Here is a 19,815-nt window from a genome sequence, read left to right on the forward strand (position 1 = left end):
TAAGCGACCGCCGAGCCGAGGGCGCGCATGGCCGACGACATCCACGCGGACCGACGGGAGCGCGCCGCCGCTCGACTCCGGGAGGTCGACGCCGAGGGGCTGGTCTGCTTCCCGAGCCGGACCCTCCGGTACCTCACCGGCTTCGACGGGGAACCGAGCGAGCGGCACTTCCTGTTCGCGGTGCCGGCTGGGACGGGCGACGGCGGGGCCGACGCGCCGAGCGACGGGGAGGCGCCGACCCTCCTCGTCCCGTCGCTGTACGAGACGCAGGTGCGCGAGGAGACGACGGTCGCGACCGTCCGGACGTGGGCCGACGGCGACGACCCGGTCGCAGCCGCGCGAGACCTGCTGGCCGACCTCGACCTCCGCGGGGGTCGCCTCCTCGTCGACGACACGATGTGGGCGGCGTTCACGCAGGACCTCCGCGCGGCGGCGCCGGACGCGACGTGGGGGCTCGCGAGCGAGGCCCTCGCCGACCTCCGGGTTCGCAAGGACGACGCCGAGCTGGCGGCCCTGCGCGAGGCGGCCGCCGCCGCGGACGCGACCGTGCGCGACCTCCGCGAGCTGGGCGCCGACGCGGTCGGGATGACCGAGCGCGATCTCGCCGAGCGGATCGCCGATCGGCTGGCGGCGCACGGCGGCACCGGCGTCTCGTTCGAGACGATCGTGGGCGCGGGCCCCAACGGCGCGAAGCCCCACCACGGCCACGGCGACCGTGAGGTCCGGGCGGGCGAGCCCGTCGTCCTCGACTTCGGGACGCGCGTCGACGGCTACCCCTCCGACCAGACCCGGACGATCGTCTTCGACGGCGACCCCCCAGCGGCGTACGAACGGGTTCACGAGGCGGTCCGGGAGGCGCAGGCGGCCGCGGTCGACGCCGCCGAGCCGGGGGGCACCGCAGCCGCGGTTGACCGGGCCGCGCGGGAGGTGATCGAGGCGGCGGGGTACGGCGACGACTTCGTCCACCGGACCGGGCACGGCGTGGGGCTCGACGTCCACGAGGAGCCGTACATCGTGGCGGGCAACGACCGCGAACTGGAGCCGGGGATGGTGTTCTCCGTCGAGCCGGGCGTCTACCTCGACGGCCGGTTCGGCTGCCGGATCGAGGACCTCGTCGCCGTCACGCCGGACGGCTGCGAACGGCTGAACGACACCGACCGCGGCTGGCGCTGACCGGATCCGTCCGGCGACGGTGGCGTCGGTGACGTCGGCGATGGCGGCGACGTCGAGGAGCCCCTACGCGTGGCGTGAGGGCTCGTGAAACGGGAGAACGCGTGAAAGGGGGAAGACGCGGGAGGAGAACCGTGAGGATCTCCGAAAACCGACGCGCCGGTCGCCCGACGCGGGATGCGGGAGTCGTGTGCTTACTCCGCAATCAGAGGTCATTGTCGAATCACATAGTTGTGACACCGAATTATTTCGGTGTTGAGCAGGGGTCTCGAGGCGAGCGATTCGAACGGGTCGCCACCGATCGCGGCAGACGGGCGTGAGAACCGATCGAACGTGTGAGGGCGGAGCGAACGCGGGGGTCGACGACGGGGACGGAACGCACCGGTCCGCATCGAAACCATTAGTGTCGCCGGAGCGGAACCGCGGGGTATGAGCGACAACGACGAGGCCGAGGAAAGCGAACCGGCCGTCGAGCTCGGCGAGGGGCCGGACGTGGCGGGCGAGCCGATCGCCCGCGTCGCGTCCCGGCTCACGTGGCCCGCGAAGCGCAGCGACGTCCTGGCACAGGAGGGCGACGCCGCGGTCCGGAGCCCGGACGGGGCGCGCGACCTCGACGAGGTCCTCGCGGACTCCGACGTGCCCCTGTTCGAGAGCCGCAGCGAGTTCGTCGCGGAGGTCGAGGAACTCGTCGGGCGCGGCCCGGTCGCGACCGAGTAGCCCTCTCGTCGCCAGACGCGAGCGGTCTCCGTCCCCCGCGGCCTTTTTCCCCCGTCAGCGCGGAGTCGACGTATGGCAATCCCCTTCGATCCGCACGAGATCGACCCCGAAGAGTACGGTGAGACGCGGACGACGCTGTCGACCGACCACGAGTCCGCGATCGAGCGCGTGCGCGAGGTGTGTCTCGACGCCGGCTTCGGCATCCCGGTCGAGTTCTCTCCGTCGGAGATGCTGAACAAGAAGATCGACGCCGACCGCGACCCGTACTACGTCCTCGGGGCCTGTAACCCGTCGATGGCGGACCGCGCGCTCGACGCGACCGACAAGCGCATGGGAGGGCTGTTCCCCTGCAACATGGTTATCTGGCAGGAGTCGCCCGGCAAGCAGGTCGTCTACCACATCTCGATCATGAAGACCGCGCGGCTCCTTGGGCTCCCGGTCGACGACGCAGCGATGGACGAGATCATCGCCGACACCGGCGAGATGGTCGACGCCGTGTTCGCGGAGTTAGCGGACGGCGCCGAATAGCGAGCGGACGACGGCGACTATTTAAAAACTGGACGCGGTGGCGTGCGCCTGCGAGCGGGCCGCAGGCCCGTGAGCAGACCGCACGAGGGAGTCGGTCGTCCGGAGCAACGCCGAGGACGACCGACAGGGCGAGAGCGGAGCTCTCGCTTGCAACCGGCGCTACGCGCCGGTGACGAGGCTGGGAAGGTGTGAGGCTGCGGTGCTGTGCGGTATGGGGTGGGATTCAAACGGGCAGTGGCGAGGGCGAAGCACGCCGCAGCAAGGCGCGCGAGCGAAGCGAGTGCGGCGCGCAGCAAGGCGCGCGAGTCGTCGCGACTGGGGCTTTGGAGGTCTTCACCGTCGATCTGTTGATGACTATTTATAAGTAAGCGACCGAAGCTTCTGACGTCTTCGCCGTTAAGGTGGTATCAACTATTTATAAGCTATTAACTGTGACTATCGAAGATTTCACCGCCGATCCGCGGACGACCATTTATAAACGCTCACCGCCCGCATCACCGGAGTCTCGGTCCAGCCACGAGACGGTGATCGACTCGAACGGCTCGGAGTACTGCATCAGCGTCGTGCCGAGGATCGCCATCACGAGCACGTAGCCGACCGCGAACGCGTTGATCGTCTGCGCGAGCGCCGGGTCGAACGCGCCCGCGTCGGCCCCGGTCACGGCGATCGTCGCGATGATCAGCGAGAACTCCCCGCGGGTCGTCATCCCGAGCGCGACGCGGGTCGACCGCCGGGTGTTCAGGTCGAAGGCGCGCCCGGCGAAGAAGCCGGTGACGAGCTTCGTCGGCGTCGTCACGAGGACCGCGAGCGCGATCAGCCCCGCCACGCCGCCGAACAGCAGCGGGTCGGTGACGAGCCCGATCCAGAAGAAGAACACCGCCGCGAACGTGTCGCGGACGGGTTCGAGCAGCGCCTCGATATCGTGGGCGTCGTCGGTCGAGGCGAACGCCATCCCGACGAAGAAGGCTGCGACCGCCTCGCTGACGCCGAGCGCGAGCGCCGCGCCGGCGATGAGCACCACGGCCGCGATCGACCGGAGCGCGACGAACTCCTGGTTGTCGGTCGCGACCAGCCGGTCGAGCGCCGGCGTGCCGAACCGGACCGCGGCCAGCAGCGCGAGGATGAAACCGACCGCGACGCCGACGTCGACGGCAGCCGCGGCGACGTCGCCGCCCCCGAGCACGAGCGCGGCCGCGACGGAGAGGTAGACGGCGATGAACAGGTCCTCGTAGACGAGCGTCCCGAGCAGCGGCTCGGCCTCGTCGTTGGCGATCCAGCCGAGGTCGATGAGCGACTTCGTGATCACCGCCGACGAGGAGATGTACACGATCCCGGCGACCAGGAACGCCGGGAGGAACGCCCCGAAGACGAGCCAGCCGAGGACCAGCCCCGCCCCGAAGTTGGCGAGGTCAATCGTCCCGGCCGCCCCGATCTGGCGCCGCCGCGCGAGCAGGCGGTCGAGGTTGAACTCGAGCCCGAGGAAAAAGAGGAGGAAGACGATCCCGAGCTCCGCGCCGAGCGCGATGAACTCCGTCTCGGGGACGTAGGCGGGGCCCACGACCGGGAGCGAGACCCGTCCGAGGACGAACTCCCCGAGCAGCATTCCCGCGACGATGTAGAAGGGGATCACGGACTGGCCGAGGCGGTTCGCGAGCGCGCCGGCCACCGCGACGGCGGCGAACATGACGCCGACGTCGAGCAGCGCCACTACGGGTCACCGCCGAGGCGGGCGGCCGAGGCGGTCGAGCCGACGGCGGCGTCCGACCGGTCGCTCATTCCGTGAGGAGCTCCTCGAACGCCGCGCAGTTCTCGGGCGTCCCGACCCCGATCACGGTGTCGCCCTCGCGGAGCGTGGTGTCGGCGGTCGGGCTGTCGATCACCTCGTCGCCGCGCTGGATCGCGACGACGGCGAGACCGGTGCGGTTACCGATGTCCGCGCTCTCCAGCGTCTCGCCGATCAGCAGGGAGCCGGGCTGAAGCTCGTACCACTCCAGGAGGATCCCGCCGGGCAGGGTGGTCTCCCGCGTCTCGGGCTCGACCGGCTGGAAGTACGCGCCCTCGATGATCGACCCGATCGTCCGGGCGAGGTCGTCGCTGAACTCGAACGCCTTCTCCGAGTCGGCGTCGGGGTCGGGACGGCGGAACACCTCGCGTTTCCCCGTGTTGTGGATGACGACGACCATCTCGCCGTCGTCGAGCTCGATCTCGAACTTCTTGCCGACGCCCGGGAGGTCGGATTCGCGGATCGTCATACCGGAGTGAGCGGCGCCCGGGTAATAGGTGTACACGTCGGGGGTCGGCGTCCGGGCGACGGTCCGCGCGACGGTCCGCGGCGATGCCCGGCGTCGGCGGCGGGATCGCGGCCCCGCGGACCGCGGCACCGCAGACCGCGGCGCGCGCCCCCGCGCACAAAACGCTAAGTGGGGTGGGGCCGAGGTGGGAACCATGTGGGGATCCCGGAAGAGCCGGGACCGGCGATCGGTGACCTGTATCGCATGCGGGGACTCGCTGCTTCGCGAGGAGGCGCGCGAGTACGACAAGGAGGGGAACCGCTGGAACCGGCGCGACAAGGAGTTCGAGTACCTCTGTACCGACTGCGACGACGAGCTCTGCCACCAGCCCCGCGACGGGCTGGAGTCGCTGGTCTGTTCGATCGAGGCCGACGGGCTCTCGCGCGAGGAGTTCCTCGCCCGGTACGGCGACGCGGTCGCGGTCGACGAGCGCGACGACGACGGCGCGACCGGGTCCCGCGGCCGATCCGACCGCGACAGGGAGCCGTCGGACCGCGACCGGTAGCGCGCCGCCGTTCCGGGCGGCTCCGCCCGCCCCCCGACAGGCCTTTCTAACGGACCCGCGTTGGTCCCGGTATGTCAGACGACGAGCCGAAACCGGGGTCCGCAGAGGACCAGGGTCCCGTGACGATCACGCCGGAGCTGGCCGACCGCCTCGCCGAGAAGCGGGCGGACCTCTTCGAGGAGTTCGAGATCCCCGACGAGTTCCCGAGCGAGGTCCTCCGCGAGGCCGAGGCGCGGACCGAGGGCGTGGACGACGAGATCGAATCGGAGATCGACGGGCGCGAGGACCTCAGGGACCTCACGACGTGGACCACCGACCCGATCGACGCGCAGGACTTCGACGACGCCATCTCCATCGAGCGCGAGGAGGGCGCCTACCGGCTGTGGGTCCACATCGCCGATGTCACCCACTACGTCAACCCGGACACCGCGATGTGGGAAGAGGCGGTGAAGCGGTCGAACACCGTCTACCTGCCCGACTACACGATCCACATGCTCCCGCCGGTGCTCGCCGAGACCGTCTGCTCGCTCGTCGCCGACGAGGACCGGCTCGCGCACACCGTCGAGATGGAGATCGACGACGAGACGCTCTCCTTCGAGGATATCGACATCTACAAATCGGTGATCAACTCCGACGAGCGACTCACCTACTCCGAGTGCGAGAACCGGCTCGACGACCCTTCGCTCCCCCTCGGCGAGGAGAACCAGCTCGCCTTCGAGCTCGCTGACCGCATGCACGAGCAGCGCAAGGCGGACGGCTCGCTCGTGTTGAACCCCCGCCGCGACCGCGCGCACACCATCATCGAGGAGTCGATGCTGAAGGCGAACAAGGCGGTGACGCACACCCTGATGTGGGACCGCGGCGTCGAGGCGATGTACCGCGTCCACCCGCAGCCGACCCCCGACCAGTGGAACGAGGCCTTAAAAGAGATCCAGGAGCTCGACTCCGTCTCCATCCCCGGGGACGCGTGGGGTGACGACCCGCGCAAGGCGGTCAACGCCGCCCTTGAGGAGTCGCCCGGCCGCCAGCTCAACAAGATCCAGCGCGCCGTGCTGAAGGTGATGCCGCGCGCGAAGTACATGAACGACCCGTTCGGCGGCCACCACGCGCTCAACTTCGACATCTACGGCCACTTCACCTCGCCAATTCGGCGGCTCTCCGACACGATCAACCACTGGATCGTCCACGAGAACGACGTGCCGGAGAACCTGATCGAGCTGTGCGACCACGCCAGCGACCGACAGAAGGACGGCGAGACGGTTGAGCGCCTCTACAAGCAGTTCCTCCAGGAGCAGGGGCTCGACCCTCACGCGGTGAACAACCGCGGGACCGAGGTCGTCGACGACGCCGAGGAAGCGAAACACACCGTCTGACCCCTCGCTCACCTCGGCGAAGCGTATAGACCGCCGGAGCTCCTACATGGCGGTATGAACGCTCACGATGAGGACGAGGGCCATGCCGCCGATCGGATCGGCGACCGAGACCGCATCCGGTCCGAACGGGAGGCGGAGCGAGGCGCCACGATGGGCGGATTCGCGGGCGCCGTGCTCGGCGCTCGTGGCGGCCCAATCGGCGCCGGGATCGGTGCCTTTCTCGGGGGGTCGACCGGCTACGCCGTCGGCTACGCGCTGAGCGAACTGGAGGGGAGCCGCGGCGAGCCCCACGAGACGACGCTCGACGACTACGCGACCGACGCGGGCGCGGCGGACGCCCCGGGAGACGACTCCCGCGACGACCTCGGGGACGAGGGGCCGGTCCGGATCGAGGTCGACGAGGCAGACGACGAGGCGGGCAGCGAGGCGGACGACGGGGACTGATCGGCTCCGGGAGCCCGGGCCCCGCCGCCGCGTCCCCGCCGAGAGCCGAATGATGTCTCGCGCGCGACGCGAGCGCATGGTAACTGACCGCGTTGTCGCCCGCTGCGAGGTCGCCGACGGCGACCGAGCCGGCCTGTCCGAACACGTCTTCGACTGGTTCGCGGTGACGATCGGCGGGGCCGAACACGCGGACTCCTCGCCGGCCGTGCTGGACGGGATCGACCGGATCGCCGGGCCGACGCCGGATCCGGGGACAGACGCGAGCATCGACCGGTTCCTCGCCGGCGTCGCGGCCGGCTACGACGTGGCCTGCACCGTCGGCGAGGCGGTCGGTCCGGACTCGCACTACGACCGCGGCTTCCACGTGACCGCCACCTGCGGCACCTTCGGGGCCGTGGCGACCGCCGGCGTGGTCCGGGAGACCTCGGCGGCGGTCGGGCGGTCGGGAGGGGCCGAGGTGACCGCTCAGTCCTGACGCGTCGCGAACCGGGAGACCGCGGCCGCCGAAAGCGCGCCTAACGCCGCGATCCCCGCGAGGACGAGGAACAGCTCGCGGGGGCCGGCGCGGGTGAGGACCGTCCCGGCGAGCGCCGCGCCGAACGACCCGACGCCGAAGATGCCGAGGTACGTGTAGCCGAACGAGATGCCCCGCGCCTCACTCGGGGAGTAGGCCGCGACCGTCGCCTGCGAGAGCGGCTGAACCGTGAACAGTGCGATTCCGAGCGAGAGCGAGACGACGAGGAACGTCGCGGGGCCGCCGCTGGCGGGAACGAACAGGAGCGCGAGTCCCGTCAGCACGGACATGAGGACGATCAGGCCGCGTTCCGGGGGCATCCGGTCGGCGATCCGCCCGCCGAGGTACTGGCCGAACACGCCGACCGTGAGGATCGCGACGTACATGTACCGGGCGACGTCGAACTCCTCGGCGTACGGGCTCTCCGGGTCGATCAGCTGGACGTCGATGAGCCCGCCGAGGACGTCGCCGAGGAGGTCCGGCAGGAACGTGAGGAACGTCCGGTAGTAGAGCCCGCTGAACGTGACGAACGCGAACACGATCAGGAACCCGCCGGCGAGCAGGACCCGCGTGTCGTCCGCGACCGTCGACAGCGAGACCTCCCCTTTGGCGCTGCCGCTCGTGGCGGGCTCGCGTTCCCCGCTTCCGTCCCCGCGCTCACCCCCGCCGTCGGCCGCCGCGGGGTCCGCGAGCGCCGCGTCGACGTCGACGGTGGCCCCGTAGGCGCCGACGACGACCGCGGGGAGCGTGAGCGCGGCCGCGACGATGCGCCAGTCGAACGCCAAGAGGAGCAGCGCGGTCGCCAGCGGACCGAGCGCGATGCCGAGGTTGCCGCCGATCCCGTGGTAGCCGAGCGCGGTCCCGCGCTGCGCCACCGACTTCGAGAGCAGCGACAGCCCCGCGGGGTGGTAGACGCTCGCGGTGACCCCCCAGACGCCGATCGCGAGCGCGAGCGCGAGGAGGTTCGGAGCGACGCTCACGAGGAGAAACGAGCCCGCCATCCCGGCGAGACACGCGAGGATGACCGGCTTGGAGCCGAACCGGTCGACGACGATGCCCCCGGGGAGCGCGCCGACTCCGAACAGCCCGTAGCCGATCGTCGAGACGAGCCCGAGCGTGGCCGCAGTCGTCGAGAACTCCGCGATCCACACCGTCAGCAGGATCGGGATCGAGAGCTCGTACGTGTGGACGAGCCCGTGTGAGCCGGCGGTAAAGGCCACGATCCGTCGCTCGGCGGAGTCCATTACGCCGGCGTTCGCGGTGACCGCTCAAAGGTTCGGGGGTAGCTGCCGGGGTTGCCGCGAGGGCGCGCCGGGAGACACGGGCGCCGGGGTCTCGCGCCGCCCGGTCACTCCGCCATCGCCGTCTCGCCGCCCGGCGGGTCGGCGGGTCGGCGGGGACGAGCGTCGCCATGCAGGAGTAGTAGACGCCCGTGAAGCCCAGGACGAAGAAGCCGAGCGCCGCGAACGCGACCCCCGCGTTCACCGGCGTCGACGTCCGGGCCACGACGAGGAACAGGCCCGCGCTGGCGACGGTCTGAACGAGGAGGATCCCCCCGATCCGGGTCTGCGGGTCGCCGGGGAGCGCGTCGGAGAGCCACCCGCCGAGGAGCCGGCCGCCGCTCCCGAACAGCTGCACGACCGCGAGCACGGCGCCGCCGAAGGCGACCGACCCGCCGATCGGCCCCTCGACGTAGAGCACCGTGTACCCGGTGGTCGTGAAGAGGGCCGCACCGAGGAACAGCCCGGAGACGGCCAGCAGCACGTACGCCCGGTTGGCCGCCAGCCCGCGGAGGTCCGGGTAGCTGGCGGCGTCGCCGCTCTCGCCGCGGTAGAGCGCGTAGAAGCCGACCGCGACGACGCCGAGCGCGGCCGCGATCAGGAAGCCGACCTGCCAGGGTTGCGTTCGGGGACCCATCGCCCCGGTTTCGAGCGGTCGACTACGAGAGGTTAAACGACGTGTACAGAAGCAGCCCGACGGAGATGACGGTGACCAGCACCAGCCAGCCGATCATGATCGCGCCCATCTGGCGATGCGAGAGGTTCTTTCCCTCGAGTATCTCTGAAACGCCCATATCTCGACGATTCGCCGAAAGTATTTAAATCGTTTTCAACGGGCCGAGAGCGACGGTTCGCGACCGGGCCTACCACTCGACGTACGCGAGGTATTCGGTCCCCGCGTACGCGAGGAGCCACGTGCCGTAGGAGTCGGTCACGTCGGTCCCCTCGTGCTCCCGGATCCGGTCGACCACCGACCGGAACGCCTCGTCGTCCTCGAAGTACCCGCCGTCGACCGCCTCCTCGACGACAGCGCGCTCGGCCTCGGAGAGCCCCGAGAGCGCGAACAGGTACCGGTCTCGGACCCGGTCGGCGAACGCCTCGACGTCTACGCCGTCTCGACGCTCCTCTCGGCGCACCCGGTCGAGATATTCCACGAGTACACCCACCCGGCGATCGGGTCGGCGGTCATGTTCGGGGGTATCTGGTACGCGCAGCGCCTCGTGGACGTCTCCCCGCTGGTCGAACTGGTCCTGACCGTGCCGACCGGAGCCGTCATCTACACCGTCTCCGTGCTGTTGCTCGACCAGCTGTTCAGCTGGGGCATCAAACGCGACCTCCGACACGTCGTCGCCGAAGTGCAGAGCTAGCGGCGTCGGCGCTGGGCGCGTCGCGACTCGGAACCGCGATTCTGGCGATCATTACGGAGAAACAGGGACCCGCGGGGTGCCCACGAGCCGAGCGAGTGGGGGCACGCGAGAGAACGGCTGAACGGCCGAAGCGAGTGAAAGAGTGGACTCGCGGGGATTTGAACCCCGGGCCTCTTCCTTGCGAAGGAAGCGATCTGCCGCTGATCTACGAGCCCGCATCTGAGATCAGTCGCCGTTCGTATTTGTACCTTACCTTTCGACGACCCGCACGCGGGTCGTTCGCAGGCGGCGCCGGCCGCCGCAGCCCGCGACGGACACCGCCGACACCGACGGGATTAGGTGGTTGCCGCCGCAAGATTTGGTCGACATCGGAATCGCGGCTCCGAGCCTAAACCAGATTAACGTTTTTGAGACGCATACCACATTCGTTACTCTTTTGCGTGCGGGCGACGAAGATCTGAGTATGGCAGAAGCGACGGCGACGACGGACCCCGACCCGGCCGCGATCGCGGCCCTGAAACACGTCGGGCTCGTCGGCGGCCTGACCGAGACGAAGGTGTCGTGCGCGGCCCTCGGCGACCGGCTCGACGCCTCGACGCAGACCGCATCCCGGCGGCTCCAGACCCTCGAGTCCGCGGGCTACATCGAGCGAGACGTGGTCGGCGACGGCCAGTGGGTGCGCGTCACCGACGCGGGCGAGGCAGCCCTCCGGGCCGAGTACGCCGACTACCGCCGGCTGTTCGAGAGCAACGTCGAGCTCGTCCTCCGCGGCGCGGTCACCGGCGGGATGGGCGAGGGGCGCCACTACATCACCCTGCCCGGCTACGCCGAGCAGTTCCGGACGCGGCTGGGCTACGAGCCGTTCCCCGGCACGTTCAACGTCGACCTGAGCGAGGAGAGCGTCCGGCGTCGCGGCGAGATGGCCGGCATCGACGCAGTCCCGATCGACGCGTGGGAGGACGACGACCGGACCTACGGCGCGGCCTCGTGTTACGGCGTCACCCTCGTCGCCGGCGACGAGCGCTACGAGGAGGCCCACGCGATCGTCCCGGACCGGACCCACCACGACGACGACCAGCTGGAGCTCATCGCGCCCGAGCGGCTCCGCGCCGCGCTCGGCCTCGACGACGGCGACGAGGTCGAGGTCCGGGTGACCGCGACGAGCCGAGCGGACGAACCCGGCGAGGGCGCCACGGAGGAGGAGGAAACCGGCGAGGGCGAGGTCGCCGGGACGGAGGCGGCCTGATGCGCGCCGACGTCGACGCCGACGCGGAGGTCGCTCCCGACGCCGAGACGGATAGCGCCCCGGACGCGACCGACGAGTCGGTCGGGCGCGCGCTTGACGCCTTCCGCGCCGGCGACCCGGTCTGCGTCCACGACTTCGCCGACCGCGAGGGCGAGACGGACATCGTCTACCCGGCCGGCGCGGTCGACGAGGGCGCCGTCGCGCACATGCGCAACGACGCCGGCGGGCTGATCTGCGTCGCGGTCGGGGACCCGGTCGCGGACGCGTTCGGGCTCCCGTTCCTCGCGGACGCGCTCGACCACCCCGCGGTCGACGACGACCCCGACTACGACGACCGCTCCTCGTTCTCGCTGCCGGTGAACCACCGCGAGACGTTCACCGGGATCACGGACGAGGACCGCGCGCGGACCATCGTCGAGCTGGCGGGCGCGGCCGCCGCCGTCGACGCCGACCCCGGGGGGTACAGCCCCGAGGACTTCGCGACGGAGTTCCGCGCGCCCGGCCACGTCCACGTGCTCCGAGGCGACCGCGACGGGCTCGGCGGCCGGACCGGCCACACGGAGCTCGGGCTCGCGATGGCCGGGGCGGTCGGCGCCGCCCCCGCCGCCGTGGTCTGCGAGATGCTCGACGACGAGACGGGCGCCGCGCTGGCGCCCGCGGACGCCGAGGCGTACGCGACCCGCCGCGATATCCCGTACGTCGAGGGCGCGGCGCTCGTTGAAGCATTTAAATAAGCGACCGCTGTGCAGTCGGCGCGAGCCTCCGAGCGCCCTGATAAGGGCGCGAGGAGCGCGTGGGAGGTCGTCGGGCGAAGCCCGACTGCCAGAGGGACCTCCGGTCCCTCGCTGGAGTCGGTCGCCCGGAGCGACGCGGAGGGCGACCGACAGGACGAGAGCGAAGCTCTCGCTTGCAGCCGGCGGCTTCACCGCCGGCGACGAGGCTGGGGAGGCGTGAGGCTGCGGTGCGGTCGCGGTCGGGTGGGACTCAAAGGGGCAGCCGGGAGGGCGGCGCAGGCGACGTAAGCACCACAAGGAGGGAGCGGAGCGACTGACTGAGGAGCGCAGCGAGCGTGCGCCGCCCTCCCGGCTGGGGCTTTGGAGGCGTTCACCGGCGATCCGACAGCAACTATTTATGACCGGTCGACTCAGATGCCGACAGCACTCGACTCGCAAGAGTCGCGTTCTCCACATGTCACACTTTTAAGCCCGATCACCGCAACTCTCAACTATGGGATTCGACGAGATGGACGTCGACACGATCTGGAAGAACGGTGAGTTCCTCGACTGGGAGGACGCGACGACTCACGTTCTGACCCACGCGCTCCACTACGGGAGCGGCGTGTTCGAGGGCGTCCGCTGTTACGACACGGAGCGGGGCCCGGCGGTGTTCCGGTGGGACGAACACCTCGACCGGCTGTTCGACTCCGCGAAGATGTACGACATGGATATCGAGCACTCCCGCGAGGAGATCACCGAGGCCACCCTCGAGCTCCTCGACCGACAGGACCTCGACTCCGCGTACATCCGCCCGATCGCCTACTACGGGTACGACTCGCTCGGCGTCTCGCCGAAGGACTGCCCGACCGACCTCGTGCTCGCGGCGTGGCCGTGGGGCGCGTACCTCGGCGACGAGGCCCTGGAGGAGGGCGTCGACGTCATGGTCTCCTCGTGGCGGAAACACGCCTCCTCGCAGGTCCCGACCAACGTGAAGACCACCGGCCTCTACGTCAACTCCATGCTCGCGGGCGAGGAGGCCCGGCGGAACGGCTACGTCGAGGCCATCGTCCTCAACAAGGAGGGGAACGTCGCCGAGGGCCCCGGCGAGAACATCTTCATGGTGAACGACGGCGAGATATACACCACCGGGCCCGCCCAGTCGATCCTCGAGGGAATCACCCGCGACACCGTCATCGCGCTCGCCGAGGAGCGCGGCTACGAGGTCCACGACGAGGCCGTCATCTCCCGCGGCCAGCTGTACACGGCCGACGAGCTGTTCTTCACCGGCTCCGCGGCCGAGGTGACCCCGATCCGCTCCGTCGACGACACCGAGATCGGATCGGGCAGCCGCGGACCGGTCACCGAGGAGCTGCAGACCGCCTTCTTCGACCTCGTCGAGCGGCGGACGGACGACCACGACGAGTGGTTCGCGTATTTATAAGCGGCGACGCCGTCGCCGCCGGTCAGTCGTTCCCGGGGTCCGCGGCGGACCGGTCCGTCTCCCCGGGCGTGCCGTCGGTTCTGACGCCGCCGACGCCGCCGGGGGTGTCGGTGTCGCCGTCCGGCGGGCGCTCCTCTTGAACGGGGACCTGGTGAGCCGACTCGGCGAAGCCGGCCGAGAGCACGCGAGTCATCCCCTCCTCAACGGTCTCGCCGGTCTCCTCGATGCGCTCCGGCTCGACCTCGATGACGAATCCGGTAGTGATGTTCGGCGCCGTCGGCATGAATAAGACGATCTTCCCGTCGCGGGTCTTCTTTCCGGTCCGGAACGCCGTCATGCGGATCCCCTGCCACGTCTCGATGTACACCGGGCTCTGGAGCTCGTCGGTCCCGGAGACGGCCGTCTCGATCGCGAGCTTGGAGGCGTTGTACACCACGCGCAGCGCGGGGATCCGGTTGATGGCGCCGTCGACGGCGGACTCGGCCAGTCGGCCGAACGTCGTCCGCATGAGGTAGCCGACCGCGAGGACGACGGTCGCGAACACCGCGAGCGCGATGATCACGCGGGAGATCGGCTCGAGCGGCCCCGGGATGATCGCCGGCTGGAGCCCCTCGATGAGGGGGATAGAGGCGATGTACCGGTAGATCCACTGGAGGACTAAGAGGAGGACTAAGAGGGGCGCCAACACGATGAGCCCGCTGGCGAAGTCGCGTTTCCACGTGGACATCTATCGAGTTGGTATGTGGCGGCGACCCTTAAGAGGGCTTCCACGCGCCGCCCCACTCGCGAGGGCGGTCACCGGCCCACGACCGCCCGCAGCGCGAACGTCAGGTTCTCTCTGCGCTCGCGGACGCGCCGGTAGAAGTACGAGAGCCACTTGTCGCCGTACGGCGCGTACTGGGCCACGTCGACGCCTTGCGCGGCGAGGTCGCGCTGCGCGTCCCCCCGGACGCCCATCAGCATCTGGACCTCGTAGTCGGTGCCGTGGTCGGCGGCCAGCCGGTTCGCCAGCGAGATCATCGCCGGGTCGTGGCTGCCGACGGCGACTCCCCGGTCTCTGCGCTCGAAGAGGAAGCGGAGGTTCTCGCGGTACGCCTCGTCGACGCGGTCCGCGTCCGCGTACGCGATCGACGCCGGCTCGTCGTACGCGCCCTTCACGAGCCGGATCTTGCCGGGGACGTCGACGAGGCGGTCAAGATCCTCGCGGGTGCGCCTGAGGTTCGCCTGCACGCACTGCCCGACGCTCCACGGGTAGTCGGCGGCGATCGACTCGAAGGCGTCGAGGGCGTCGTCGGTGGTGTCGGCGTCCTCCATGTCGCACCAGACGAAGGCGTCGAGCTCGTGGGCGCGGTCGACGATCTCGCGGTAGTACTCCTCGAACAGCTCGGTGGAGACGTCGAGCCCGATCTGCGAGGGCTTCACCGAGACGCAGGCGTCGAGGCCGCTGCCGGCGATGTCGTCCAACAGCGCGAGGTACGCGTCGACGTCGGCGCGGGCGTCCGTCGGGCGGTCGTAGTGCTCGCCGAGCAGGTTGACGATGACGGCGACGCCGTCCTCGTTGCACGCTCGGACGTGGTCGAGGGCCTCCGGGACGCTCTCGCCGGCGACGAACCGCCGGGCGATCGGGGGGATCATACCCGATATGGGGGTGGCGGCGACTTGACTGTTGTCGAGCCGAGGGGTCGCGCGGATCGCCGGCGAGACCGACCCGCAACGCGGAGCCGCCCCGCGAGAGGGATCGTGGTTTATATACCCCCGACGGGAGTGGAGCGCGTATGATCGGTTCGCTCGTCGCGACCGCGTTCTGGGCGATGGTACCCGCGTACGTGCCCAACAACGCCGCGGTGCTCGCCGGCGGCGGCCGCCCCATCGACGGCGGCCGGGAGTGGCGCGGGGCGCGCCTGCTCGGCGACGGGAAGACGTGGCGCGGCACGGCGGTCGGCACCCTCACTGGCGTCGTCCTCGCGCTCGCGCTCAACCGTCTCAACGAGCCCGCCAGCGCCGCCCTCGGCGTCGACCTCCCGACGTTCGCGCTCCCCGCGGCGGTCGCGCTCGCGTTCGGCGCGATGTGCGGCGACATCGGCGCCTCCTTCCTCAAGCGGCGCTCCGGCCGCGAGCGCGGCGCGGCGTTCCCCGGGCTCGATCAGCTCGACTTCGTCGTCGTCGCGCTGTTGGCCGTCTTCGTCGTCGACACCAACTGGGCGCTGGCGACGTTCACGCCCGCCGTCCTCGGGGTCGTCCTCGTGATGACCCCCGTCCTCCACGTGGTCACGAACGTCGGCGCCTACGCCCTCGGGCTGAAGAACGAGCCGTGGTGAGCGCCGGGAGAACGGTCCCGTCGCCCGCGGGAATTCGCGTGTGAGAGCAGTTTACAAGCACCGCGCCGCCGGCGGGGAAAACGTCTATTCGAACATGTTCACGGGTATTTCCGATCGTTCGTGGGAGAGACATCTGTTCGACGAGAATCGTGAGAAGATATATATACCCGTGTGTCATTAATTGGCATGCATGTCCAGTAGTGCACCCAGCTCGGACGACGACGTGCTCGACGAGTTCCTGTCCGATCGCGGCCACGAGACGGAGATCGTACGCTGGGAGCGATCCTATAACAAGCTCCAGTGTCCGGAGTGCGGTGCACTCCACCCTGAGGGAACGGCGCGGTGCGACGTCTGCGACTGGCGCCCGACCTGACGCCGACGGCGGCGCACGGGCGACGAGCGGTTTTCTTTCGATGATGTTTGGCGGCAGCATTATGTAGTATCAATCGATAGTGACGATTATGCCGACCTGCCAGAACTGCGGTTCGTTCGTCACGACGGATTACGTTCGGGTGTTCACCCCGAACGAGGTCGATCGTCCCCGGGTCTGCCCCGCCTGCGAGGACCTCGTCCGCGACGGCGCCGACGTCCGGGAAGCGCGCGCGACGCGGAGTAACTGACGTATCAGTCCGTGAGATCGGAGGATTCCTTCCGGAGCGACCCCGAGCCACGGCGTTTAAGGAGAACCGGGGTCAGAAGTAGACAATGACCGATCCCACGGTGACGCGACTGTTCGGCGGTCCGGGCAGCGGGAAGACCACGGCGCTCCTGGATCGCGTCGAGGGGATCCTCGAGGACGGCGACGCCGAGGTGCGCGACGTGCTCGTCGTCTCGTACACGCGCGCGGCCGCCGCCGAGATCCGCGAGCGGCTCGCGGAGCGACTCGACGTCTCCCCCCGCAGCCTCCAAGGGAACGTCAGCACCATGCACGCGAAAGCGTACGAGCTGCTCGACCTCTCCCGCGGCGACGTCGTGGGCGAGGACGACAAGGAGGCGTTCTGCGAGGAGTACGGCATCGAGTTCGAGGACCAGCACGGCGGCGCCGGCCGCCGGACCGCCCGGTCGACGACGATCGGGAACAAGATCATCGCCACCTCCCAGTGGCTCCAGCGCACCGAGCGCGACGTCGCCGACTGGTACGACGTCCCCTTCCAGTGGAACGTCGAGGAGGTCCGGCTCCCGCCCGAGGAGGACCCCAACGCCCAGGAGGGGAACAAGTACACCCCCACGTGGCCCTCCGACGACGAGCGGATCGACATCCCCGAGACGATCCGCGCGTGGCGCGGCTACAAGGGCGACAACGAGCTCATCGGCTTCGCGGACATGCTCGAGCGAGTCGCGCAGCGCTCGCTCGTGCCCAGTGTCGACTACCTGATCATCGACGAGTTCCAGGACATCACGACGCTGCAGTACAACGTCTTCGAGGAGTGGAAACCGCACATGGAGAAGGTGCTCATCGCGGGCGACGACGACCAGGTCGTCTACGCGTGGCAGGGTGCCGACCCGGACCTCCTGCTGGACACCGAGGTCGACGAGGACGTCGTGCTCCCGAACTCCTACCGGCTCCCCTCGGAGATCCTCAACGTCGTCAACGCCGAGATCCGCCACATCGACAAGCGCCAGGAGAAGGACCTCCATCCCCGCAAGGAGGGCGGGACCGTCGAGGCGATCCAGTCGCCGTCGATGATCGAACTCGTCCGGAACGTCCGGTACACGGTCGACGACGACGAGGGCGACATCATGTGTCTGTTCCGCGCGCGCTACCAGATGTTCGACTTCATCGACGAGTTCATCGACCACGGCATCCCGTTCACGATGCTGACCGACGGGCGGATGTGGACCGACCGCGTGCAGGACTACGTCAGCGCCATCGAGAAGGCCGAGGCGGGCGACCCCGTGAACGGGCTCGAGGCCCGGCGGCTCGCCGATATGCTCCAGGACTCGGCGTTCGGGACCCACGAGCGCGACGAGTTCTACGACTTGCTCGACGACCGCGAGGAGGCCGCCGACGTCGACGACGTCTCCCTGATCGAGGTGACGGCCGACGAGCTCGACGACCACATCCCCTTCATGCCGGACACCGCGAGCGCCGACGACATGGTCCGGAAGGTGACGAGCTTCCAGCGGAAGTCGATGGGCGCGTACTTCGACGGCGACTACGAGGGGGCGGACCCGACCCGCGTCCGCGTCGGCACGATCCACTCCGCGAAGGGCCGCGAGGCCGACCACGTGTTCGTCGCGACCGACCTCACAGAGAAGGTCGTCGAGCAGATGGCGGCCTCCATCGAAGACCCGGCCGACGTCGACGGGGTCGACGAGTTCACGAAGGCGACGAGCCCCGTCCCCGTCCTCACCGACAACGAGCGCCGCGTCTTCTACGTCGGGATGTCCCGTGCCCGCGAGCGGCTCGTCATCATGGAGAGCCTCATCAGTGGGGCGCCGACCCTTCCGATCAGCGTCCTGCTGTTCAACGAGATCCGCGACGAGCCCGCACAGGAGCTCATTGAGGAAGTCCAGGCCGAGCTGGCGGTCCCCGAACCGGAGCCGTGAGCGACGGGAGCGAGGAGGGTGCGCTCGACGGGAGCGCCGCCTCCGTGCGCCCCCTCCGGACCGATCTCGCCCCGATCATCGAGACGGTCGAGGCCGCCGACGCCGACGCGCTCGTCGCGGTCGGCGACCGCTTCGACGACGACCTGCGGTACCTCACGCGCTTTTCCGGTCCGGACCGGGCGTACGCGCTGGTGGTGGTCCCGGACGGCGACCGCACTGACGAAACCGACGGCGACGTCGCCACCGGCCGCGCCGTCTGCTGTGCGCCCGCGCCGTTCGCCGAACAGGCCGAGCGGGAGTTCGTCGGGGGCGGGCGGGCTCGGAACGGCGGTGAGGATCGGGGCAGCGGCGGCGGCGACCGCAGGTTCCACGACGGCGTCGCTCGCGAGGTCCGAACCGAAAACGTCGGCGACCACGCCGGAGAGCGCGCGGCCGCGGCGGTCGACGAGTTGGTCGACGAGTCCGACGGCCGCCACGCCCTCCTCGTCCCGCCGTCTATCCCCCACGACGCCGCCGTCTACCTCGAACGCGCCGGCAACGAGCTCGCGTCGACGAGCGCGGTGACGACGGCGCGAGCCCGGAAGACCGACGCCGAACTCGACCGTCTCCGCCGCGCGCAGCGCGCGACGGCCGCCGGGATGGCGCGCGCCGAGACCGTGCTGGCCGGGAGCGAGGTCGGCGAGGGCGAGGAGACGGGAAGCCCGACGCTCCGCTGGGAGGGCGCGCCCCTGACGACCGAGCGGCTCCGCCGCGAGGTGAACGCTGCCCTCACCGCCCGGGGCGTCCGCGACGCCGGCAACACCGTGATCGGCGCCGGCCCGTCCGCCGCGGACCTCCACTTCGTCGGCGACGAGCCGATCCGGCCGGGGGAGACGGTGTTGCTCGACGTCTCGCCTCGCGGTCCGGACGGCTACTACGGCGACATGACCCGGACGTTCGTCGTCGACGGCGACGGCGGCTGGGGGCGCCGCGCGTACGTCGCGATCGAGGCCGCGCGGGAGGCCGCGCTCGCGGAGGTCGAACCCGGCGTGCCGGCCAAGACCGTCCACGGCGAGGCGGCCGCCGAGCTGGCGGCCTACGGCTTCGACCCGAACGCCGGCGAGGGGGAGGCGGGGTTCACGCACGGCACCGGCCACGGCGTGGGCGTGAGCCTCCACGAGTCGCCGTCGCTGACGGGCGCGGGCGAGCTGCGGCCGGGCCACGTCGTGACGATAGAGCCCGGCGTCTACGACCCCGATGTCGGCGGCGTCCGACTGGAGGACCTCGTCGCCGTCACCGACGACGGCTACGAGATACTGGCCGAGTACCCGTTCGGGATCGCGCCCGAGAAGCGCGAGTGAGGTCGGCTCCGGCCG

General features: G+C 70.1%; 22 protein-coding genes, 1 tRNA gene and 2 pseudogenes. 16 read left to right on the forward strand and 9 right to left on the reverse strand.

Going from position 1 to position 19,815, the window contains the following annotated elements; all coding sequences use genetic code 11:
• The first annotated feature begins 27 nt into the window (after positions 1–27).
• The 3 genes from N5096_RS07830 (at position 28) to N5096_RS07840 (ending at position 2,415) form a co-directional block, all read left to right on the forward strand.
• Positions 28–1,173 (forward strand): M24 family metallopeptidase, encoded by a 1,146-nt coding sequence (locus N5096_RS07830; RefSeq protein WP_267663791.1) that lies wholly within the window; start codon positions 28–30, stop codon positions 1,171–1,173.
• 426 nt (positions 1,174–1,599) lie between these two features.
• Entirely contained in the window at positions 1,600–1,887 is a 288-nt protein-coding gene (locus N5096_RS07835; RefSeq protein ID WP_267663792.1) for a DUF5789 family protein, read from the forward strand.
• Positions 1,888–1,959: 72 nt separating this feature from the next.
• On the forward strand, positions 1,960–2,415 hold the full coding sequence (locus tag N5096_RS07840) for a DUF302 domain-containing protein (RefSeq protein ID WP_267663793.1): 456 nt from the start codon (positions 1,960–1,962) through the stop codon (positions 2,413–2,415).
• A gap of 472 nt (positions 2,416–2,887) precedes the next feature.
• On the opposite strand, the gene N5096_RS07845 is transcribed toward N5096_RS07840, so the two are convergent.
• Both N5096_RS07845 and N5096_RS07850 read right to left on the reverse strand, forming a co-directional pair.
• Complete coding sequence (locus N5096_RS07845) at positions 2,888–4,123, reverse strand: cation:proton antiporter (protein ID WP_267663794.1); 1,236 nt, start codon at positions 4,121–4,123, stop codon at positions 2,888–2,890.
• A 64-nt stretch (positions 4,124–4,187) separates the two neighbouring features.
• On the reverse strand, positions 4,188–4,667 hold the full coding sequence (locus N5096_RS07850) for a cation:proton antiporter regulatory subunit (RefSeq protein WP_267663795.1): 480 nt from the start codon (positions 4,665–4,667) through the stop codon (positions 4,188–4,190).
• Between the two features lie 193 nt (positions 4,668–4,860).
• Here N5096_RS07850 and N5096_RS07855 point away from each other — a divergent pair, with 193 nt between their 5' ends.
• The 4 genes from N5096_RS07855 (at position 4,861) to N5096_RS07870 (ending at position 7,503) form a co-directional block, all read left to right on the forward strand.
• A complete protein-coding gene (locus tag N5096_RS07855; RefSeq protein ID WP_267663797.1) occupies positions 4,861–5,211 on the forward strand; it encodes a DUF7562 family protein in 351 nt (116 codons plus the stop codon).
• A 71-nt stretch (positions 5,212–5,282) separates the two neighbouring features.
• A complete protein-coding gene (locus N5096_RS07860; protein ID WP_267663798.1) occupies positions 5,283–6,584 on the forward strand; it encodes a ribonuclease catalytic domain-containing protein in 1,302 nt (433 codons plus the stop codon).
• Between the two features lie 54 nt (positions 6,585–6,638).
• Positions 6,639–7,028: a hypothetical protein gene (locus tag N5096_RS07865; protein ID WP_267663799.1), complete on the forward strand. Its 390-nt coding sequence runs from the start codon at positions 6,639–6,641 to the stop codon at positions 7,026–7,028.
• A 76-nt stretch (positions 7,029–7,104) separates the two neighbouring features.
• Positions 7,105–7,503 carry an MmgE/PrpD family protein gene (locus N5096_RS07870; protein ID WP_267663800.1) on the forward strand — a complete coding sequence of 133 codons (399 nt, stop codon included), beginning with the start codon at positions 7,105–7,107 and terminating at the stop codon, positions 7,501–7,503.
• Here N5096_RS07870 and N5096_RS07875 read toward each other — a convergent pair.
• From N5096_RS07875 to N5096_RS07885, 4 genes and pseudogenes are all read right to left on the reverse strand, one after another.
• Entirely contained in the window at positions 7,494–8,786 is a 1,293-nt protein-coding gene (locus tag N5096_RS07875) for an MFS transporter (RefSeq protein WP_267663801.1), read from the reverse strand. The two genes, N5096_RS07870 and N5096_RS07875, sit on opposite strands and share 10 nt — an antisense overlap.
• Before the next feature lie 145 nt (positions 8,787–8,931).
• Positions 8,932–9,438, reverse strand: a pseudogene (locus tag N5096_RS16425) (MFS transporter); the annotation flags it as partial.
• Between the two features lie 43 nt (positions 9,439–9,481).
• Positions 9,482–9,616, reverse strand: coding sequence for a hypothetical protein (locus tag N5096_RS07880; protein WP_267663802.1), 135 nt, complete (start codon positions 9,614–9,616; stop codon positions 9,482–9,484).
• Between the two features lie 69 nt (positions 9,617–9,685).
• Positions 9,686–9,925, reverse strand: a pseudogene (locus N5096_RS07885) (hypothetical protein); the annotation flags it as partial.
• An 84-nt stretch (positions 9,926–10,009) separates the two neighbouring features.
• Here N5096_RS07885 and N5096_RS07890 point away from each other — a divergent pair.
• Entirely contained in the window at positions 10,010–10,189 is a 180-nt protein-coding gene (locus N5096_RS07890) for a hypothetical protein (RefSeq protein WP_267663804.1), read from the forward strand.
• 143 nt (positions 10,190–10,332) lie between these two features.
• Here the strand turns inward: N5096_RS07890 and N5096_RS07895 are convergent.
• Positions 10,333–10,404, reverse strand: a tRNA-Ala gene (locus tag N5096_RS07895).
• 248 nt (positions 10,405–10,652) lie between these two features.
• On the opposite strand from N5096_RS07895, the gene N5096_RS07900 reads away from it, so the two are divergent.
• From N5096_RS07900 to N5096_RS07910, 3 genes are all read left to right on the forward strand, one after another.
• Entirely contained in the window at positions 10,653–11,435 is a 783-nt protein-coding gene (locus N5096_RS07900) for a CTP-dependent riboflavin kinase (protein WP_267663806.1), read from the forward strand.
• Positions 11,435–12,169 (forward strand): 3,4-dihydroxy-2-butanone-4-phosphate synthase, encoded by a 735-nt coding sequence (ribB, locus tag N5096_RS07905; RefSeq protein WP_267663807.1) that lies wholly within the window; start codon positions 11,435–11,437, stop codon positions 12,167–12,169. Before N5096_RS07900 ends, ribB begins: the two co-directional genes overlap by 1 nt.
• Positions 12,170–12,662: 493 nt before the next feature.
• On the forward strand, positions 12,663–13,592 hold the full coding sequence (locus tag N5096_RS07910; protein WP_267663808.1) for a branched-chain amino acid transaminase: 930 nt from the start codon (positions 12,663–12,665) through the stop codon (positions 13,590–13,592).
• Positions 13,593–13,614: 22 nt separating this feature from the next.
• Here the strand turns inward: N5096_RS07910 and N5096_RS07915 are convergent, their stop codons facing one another.
• Together N5096_RS07915 and N5096_RS07920 are read right to left on the reverse strand one after the other, a co-directional pair.
• A complete protein-coding gene (locus tag N5096_RS07915; protein WP_267663809.1) occupies positions 13,615–14,319 on the reverse strand; it encodes a DUF502 domain-containing protein in 705 nt (234 codons plus the stop codon).
• Between the two features lie 68 nt (positions 14,320–14,387).
• Positions 14,388–15,227: a proline dehydrogenase family protein gene (locus tag N5096_RS07920; protein WP_267663810.1), complete on the reverse strand. Its 840-nt coding sequence runs from the start codon at positions 15,225–15,227 to the stop codon at positions 14,388–14,390.
• A 140-nt stretch (positions 15,228–15,367) separates the two neighbouring features.
• On the opposite strand from N5096_RS07920, the gene N5096_RS07925 reads away from it, so the two are divergent.
• The 5 genes from N5096_RS07925 to N5096_RS07945 all read left to right on the forward strand — a co-directional run bounded on the left by N5096_RS07925 (position 15,368) and on the right by N5096_RS07945 (position 19,800).
• Positions 15,368–15,910 carry a CDP-2,3-bis-(O-geranylgeranyl)-sn-glycerol synthase gene (locus N5096_RS07925; protein ID WP_267663811.1) on the forward strand — a complete coding sequence of 181 codons (543 nt, stop codon included), beginning with the start codon at positions 15,368–15,370 and terminating at the stop codon, positions 15,908–15,910.
• A 190-nt stretch (positions 15,911–16,100) separates the two neighbouring features.
• Entirely contained in the window at positions 16,101–16,283 is a 183-nt protein-coding gene (locus tag N5096_RS07930) for an HVO_0416 family zinc finger protein (RefSeq protein ID WP_092565639.1), read from the forward strand.
• Positions 16,284–16,371: 88 nt separating this feature from the next.
• A complete protein-coding gene (locus tag N5096_RS07935; protein ID WP_008002314.1) occupies positions 16,372–16,530 on the forward strand; it encodes a DUF7563 family protein in 159 nt (52 codons plus the stop codon).
• Positions 16,531–16,615: 85 nt separating this feature from the next.
• Positions 16,616–18,460, forward strand: coding sequence for a UvrD-helicase domain-containing protein (locus tag N5096_RS07940; RefSeq protein WP_267663815.1), 1,845 nt, complete (start codon positions 16,616–16,618; stop codon positions 18,458–18,460).
• Positions 18,457–19,800 carry a M24 family metallopeptidase gene (locus N5096_RS07945; protein WP_267663816.1) on the forward strand — a complete coding sequence of 448 codons (1,344 nt, stop codon included), beginning with the start codon at positions 18,457–18,459 and terminating at the stop codon, positions 19,798–19,800. Before N5096_RS07940 ends, N5096_RS07945 begins: the two co-directional genes overlap by 4 nt.
• Positions 19,801–19,815: the final 15 nt, after the last annotated feature.

The sequence above is a fragment of the Halorubrum yunnanense genome (genome assembly GCF_026586675.1).
In the GTDB taxonomy this organism is placed as follows: domain Archaea; phylum Halobacteriota; class Halobacteria; order Halobacteriales; family Haloferacaceae; genus Halorubrum; species Halorubrum yunnanense.

What these genes read in the sequence shown, in the direction of transcription:
- N5096_RS07925 (WP_267663811.1), top strand. Translation starts at nt 15,368, where the DNA reads ATGATCGGTTCGCTCGTCGCGACCGCGTTCTGGGCGATGGTACCCGCG.
- N5096_RS07940 (WP_267663815.1), top strand. Translation starts at nt 16,616, where the DNA reads ATGACCGATCCCACGGTGACGCGACTGTTCGGCGGTCCGGGCAGCGGG.
- N5096_RS07865 (WP_267663799.1), top strand. Translation starts at nt 6,639, where the DNA reads ATGAACGCTCACGATGAGGACGAGGGCCATGCCGCCGATCGGATCGGC.
- ribB (WP_267663807.1), top strand. Translation starts at nt 11,435, where the DNA reads ATGCGCGCCGACGTCGACGCCGACGCGGAGGTCGCTCCCGACGCCGAG.
- N5096_RS07915 (WP_267663809.1), bottom strand. Translation starts at nt 14,319, where the DNA reads ATGTCCACGTGGAAACGCGACTTCGCCAGCGGGCTCATCGTGTTGGCG.
- N5096_RS07870 (WP_267663800.1), top strand. Translation starts at nt 7,105, where the DNA reads ATGGTAACTGACCGCGTTGTCGCCCGCTGCGAGGTCGCCGACGGCGAC.
- N5096_RS07935 (WP_008002314.1), top strand. Translation starts at nt 16,372, where the DNA reads ATGCCGACCTGCCAGAACTGCGGTTCGTTCGTCACGACGGATTACGTT.
- N5096_RS07855 (WP_267663797.1), top strand. Translation starts at nt 4,861, where the DNA reads ATGTGGGGATCCCGGAAGAGCCGGGACCGGCGATCGGTGACCTGTATC.
- N5096_RS07910 (WP_267663808.1), top strand. Translation starts at nt 12,663, where the DNA reads ATGGGATTCGACGAGATGGACGTCGACACGATCTGGAAGAACGGTGAG.
- N5096_RS07830 (WP_267663791.1), top strand. Translation starts at nt 28, where the DNA reads ATGGCCGACGACATCCACGCGGACCGACGGGAGCGCGCCGCCGCTCGA.
- N5096_RS07875 (WP_267663801.1), bottom strand. Translation starts at nt 8,786, where the DNA reads ATGGACTCCGCCGAGCGACGGATCGTGGCCTTTACCGCCGGCTCACAC.
- N5096_RS07880 (WP_267663802.1), bottom strand. Translation starts at nt 9,616, where the DNA reads ATGGGCGTTTCAGAGATACTCGAGGGAAAGAACCTCTCGCATCGCCAG.
- N5096_RS07930 (WP_092565639.1), top strand. Translation starts at nt 16,101, where the DNA reads ATGTCCAGTAGTGCACCCAGCTCGGACGACGACGTGCTCGACGAGTTC.
- N5096_RS07850 (WP_267663795.1), bottom strand. Translation starts at nt 4,667, where the DNA reads ATGACGATCCGCGAATCCGACCTCCCGGGCGTCGGCAAGAAGTTCGAG.
- N5096_RS07860 (WP_267663798.1), top strand. Translation starts at nt 5,283, where the DNA reads ATGTCAGACGACGAGCCGAAACCGGGGTCCGCAGAGGACCAGGGTCCC.
- N5096_RS07890 (WP_267663804.1), top strand. Translation starts at nt 10,010, where the DNA reads ATGTTCGGGGGTATCTGGTACGCGCAGCGCCTCGTGGACGTCTCCCCG.
- N5096_RS07920 (WP_267663810.1), bottom strand. Translation starts at nt 15,227, where the DNA reads ATGATCCCCCCGATCGCCCGGCGGTTCGTCGCCGGCGAGAGCGTCCCG.
- N5096_RS07835 (WP_267663792.1), top strand. Translation starts at nt 1,600, where the DNA reads ATGAGCGACAACGACGAGGCCGAGGAAAGCGAACCGGCCGTCGAGCTC.
- N5096_RS07840 (WP_267663793.1), top strand. Translation starts at nt 1,960, where the DNA reads ATGGCAATCCCCTTCGATCCGCACGAGATCGACCCCGAAGAGTACGGT.
- N5096_RS07900 (WP_267663806.1), top strand. Translation starts at nt 10,653, where the DNA reads ATGGCAGAAGCGACGGCGACGACGGACCCCGACCCGGCCGCGATCGCG.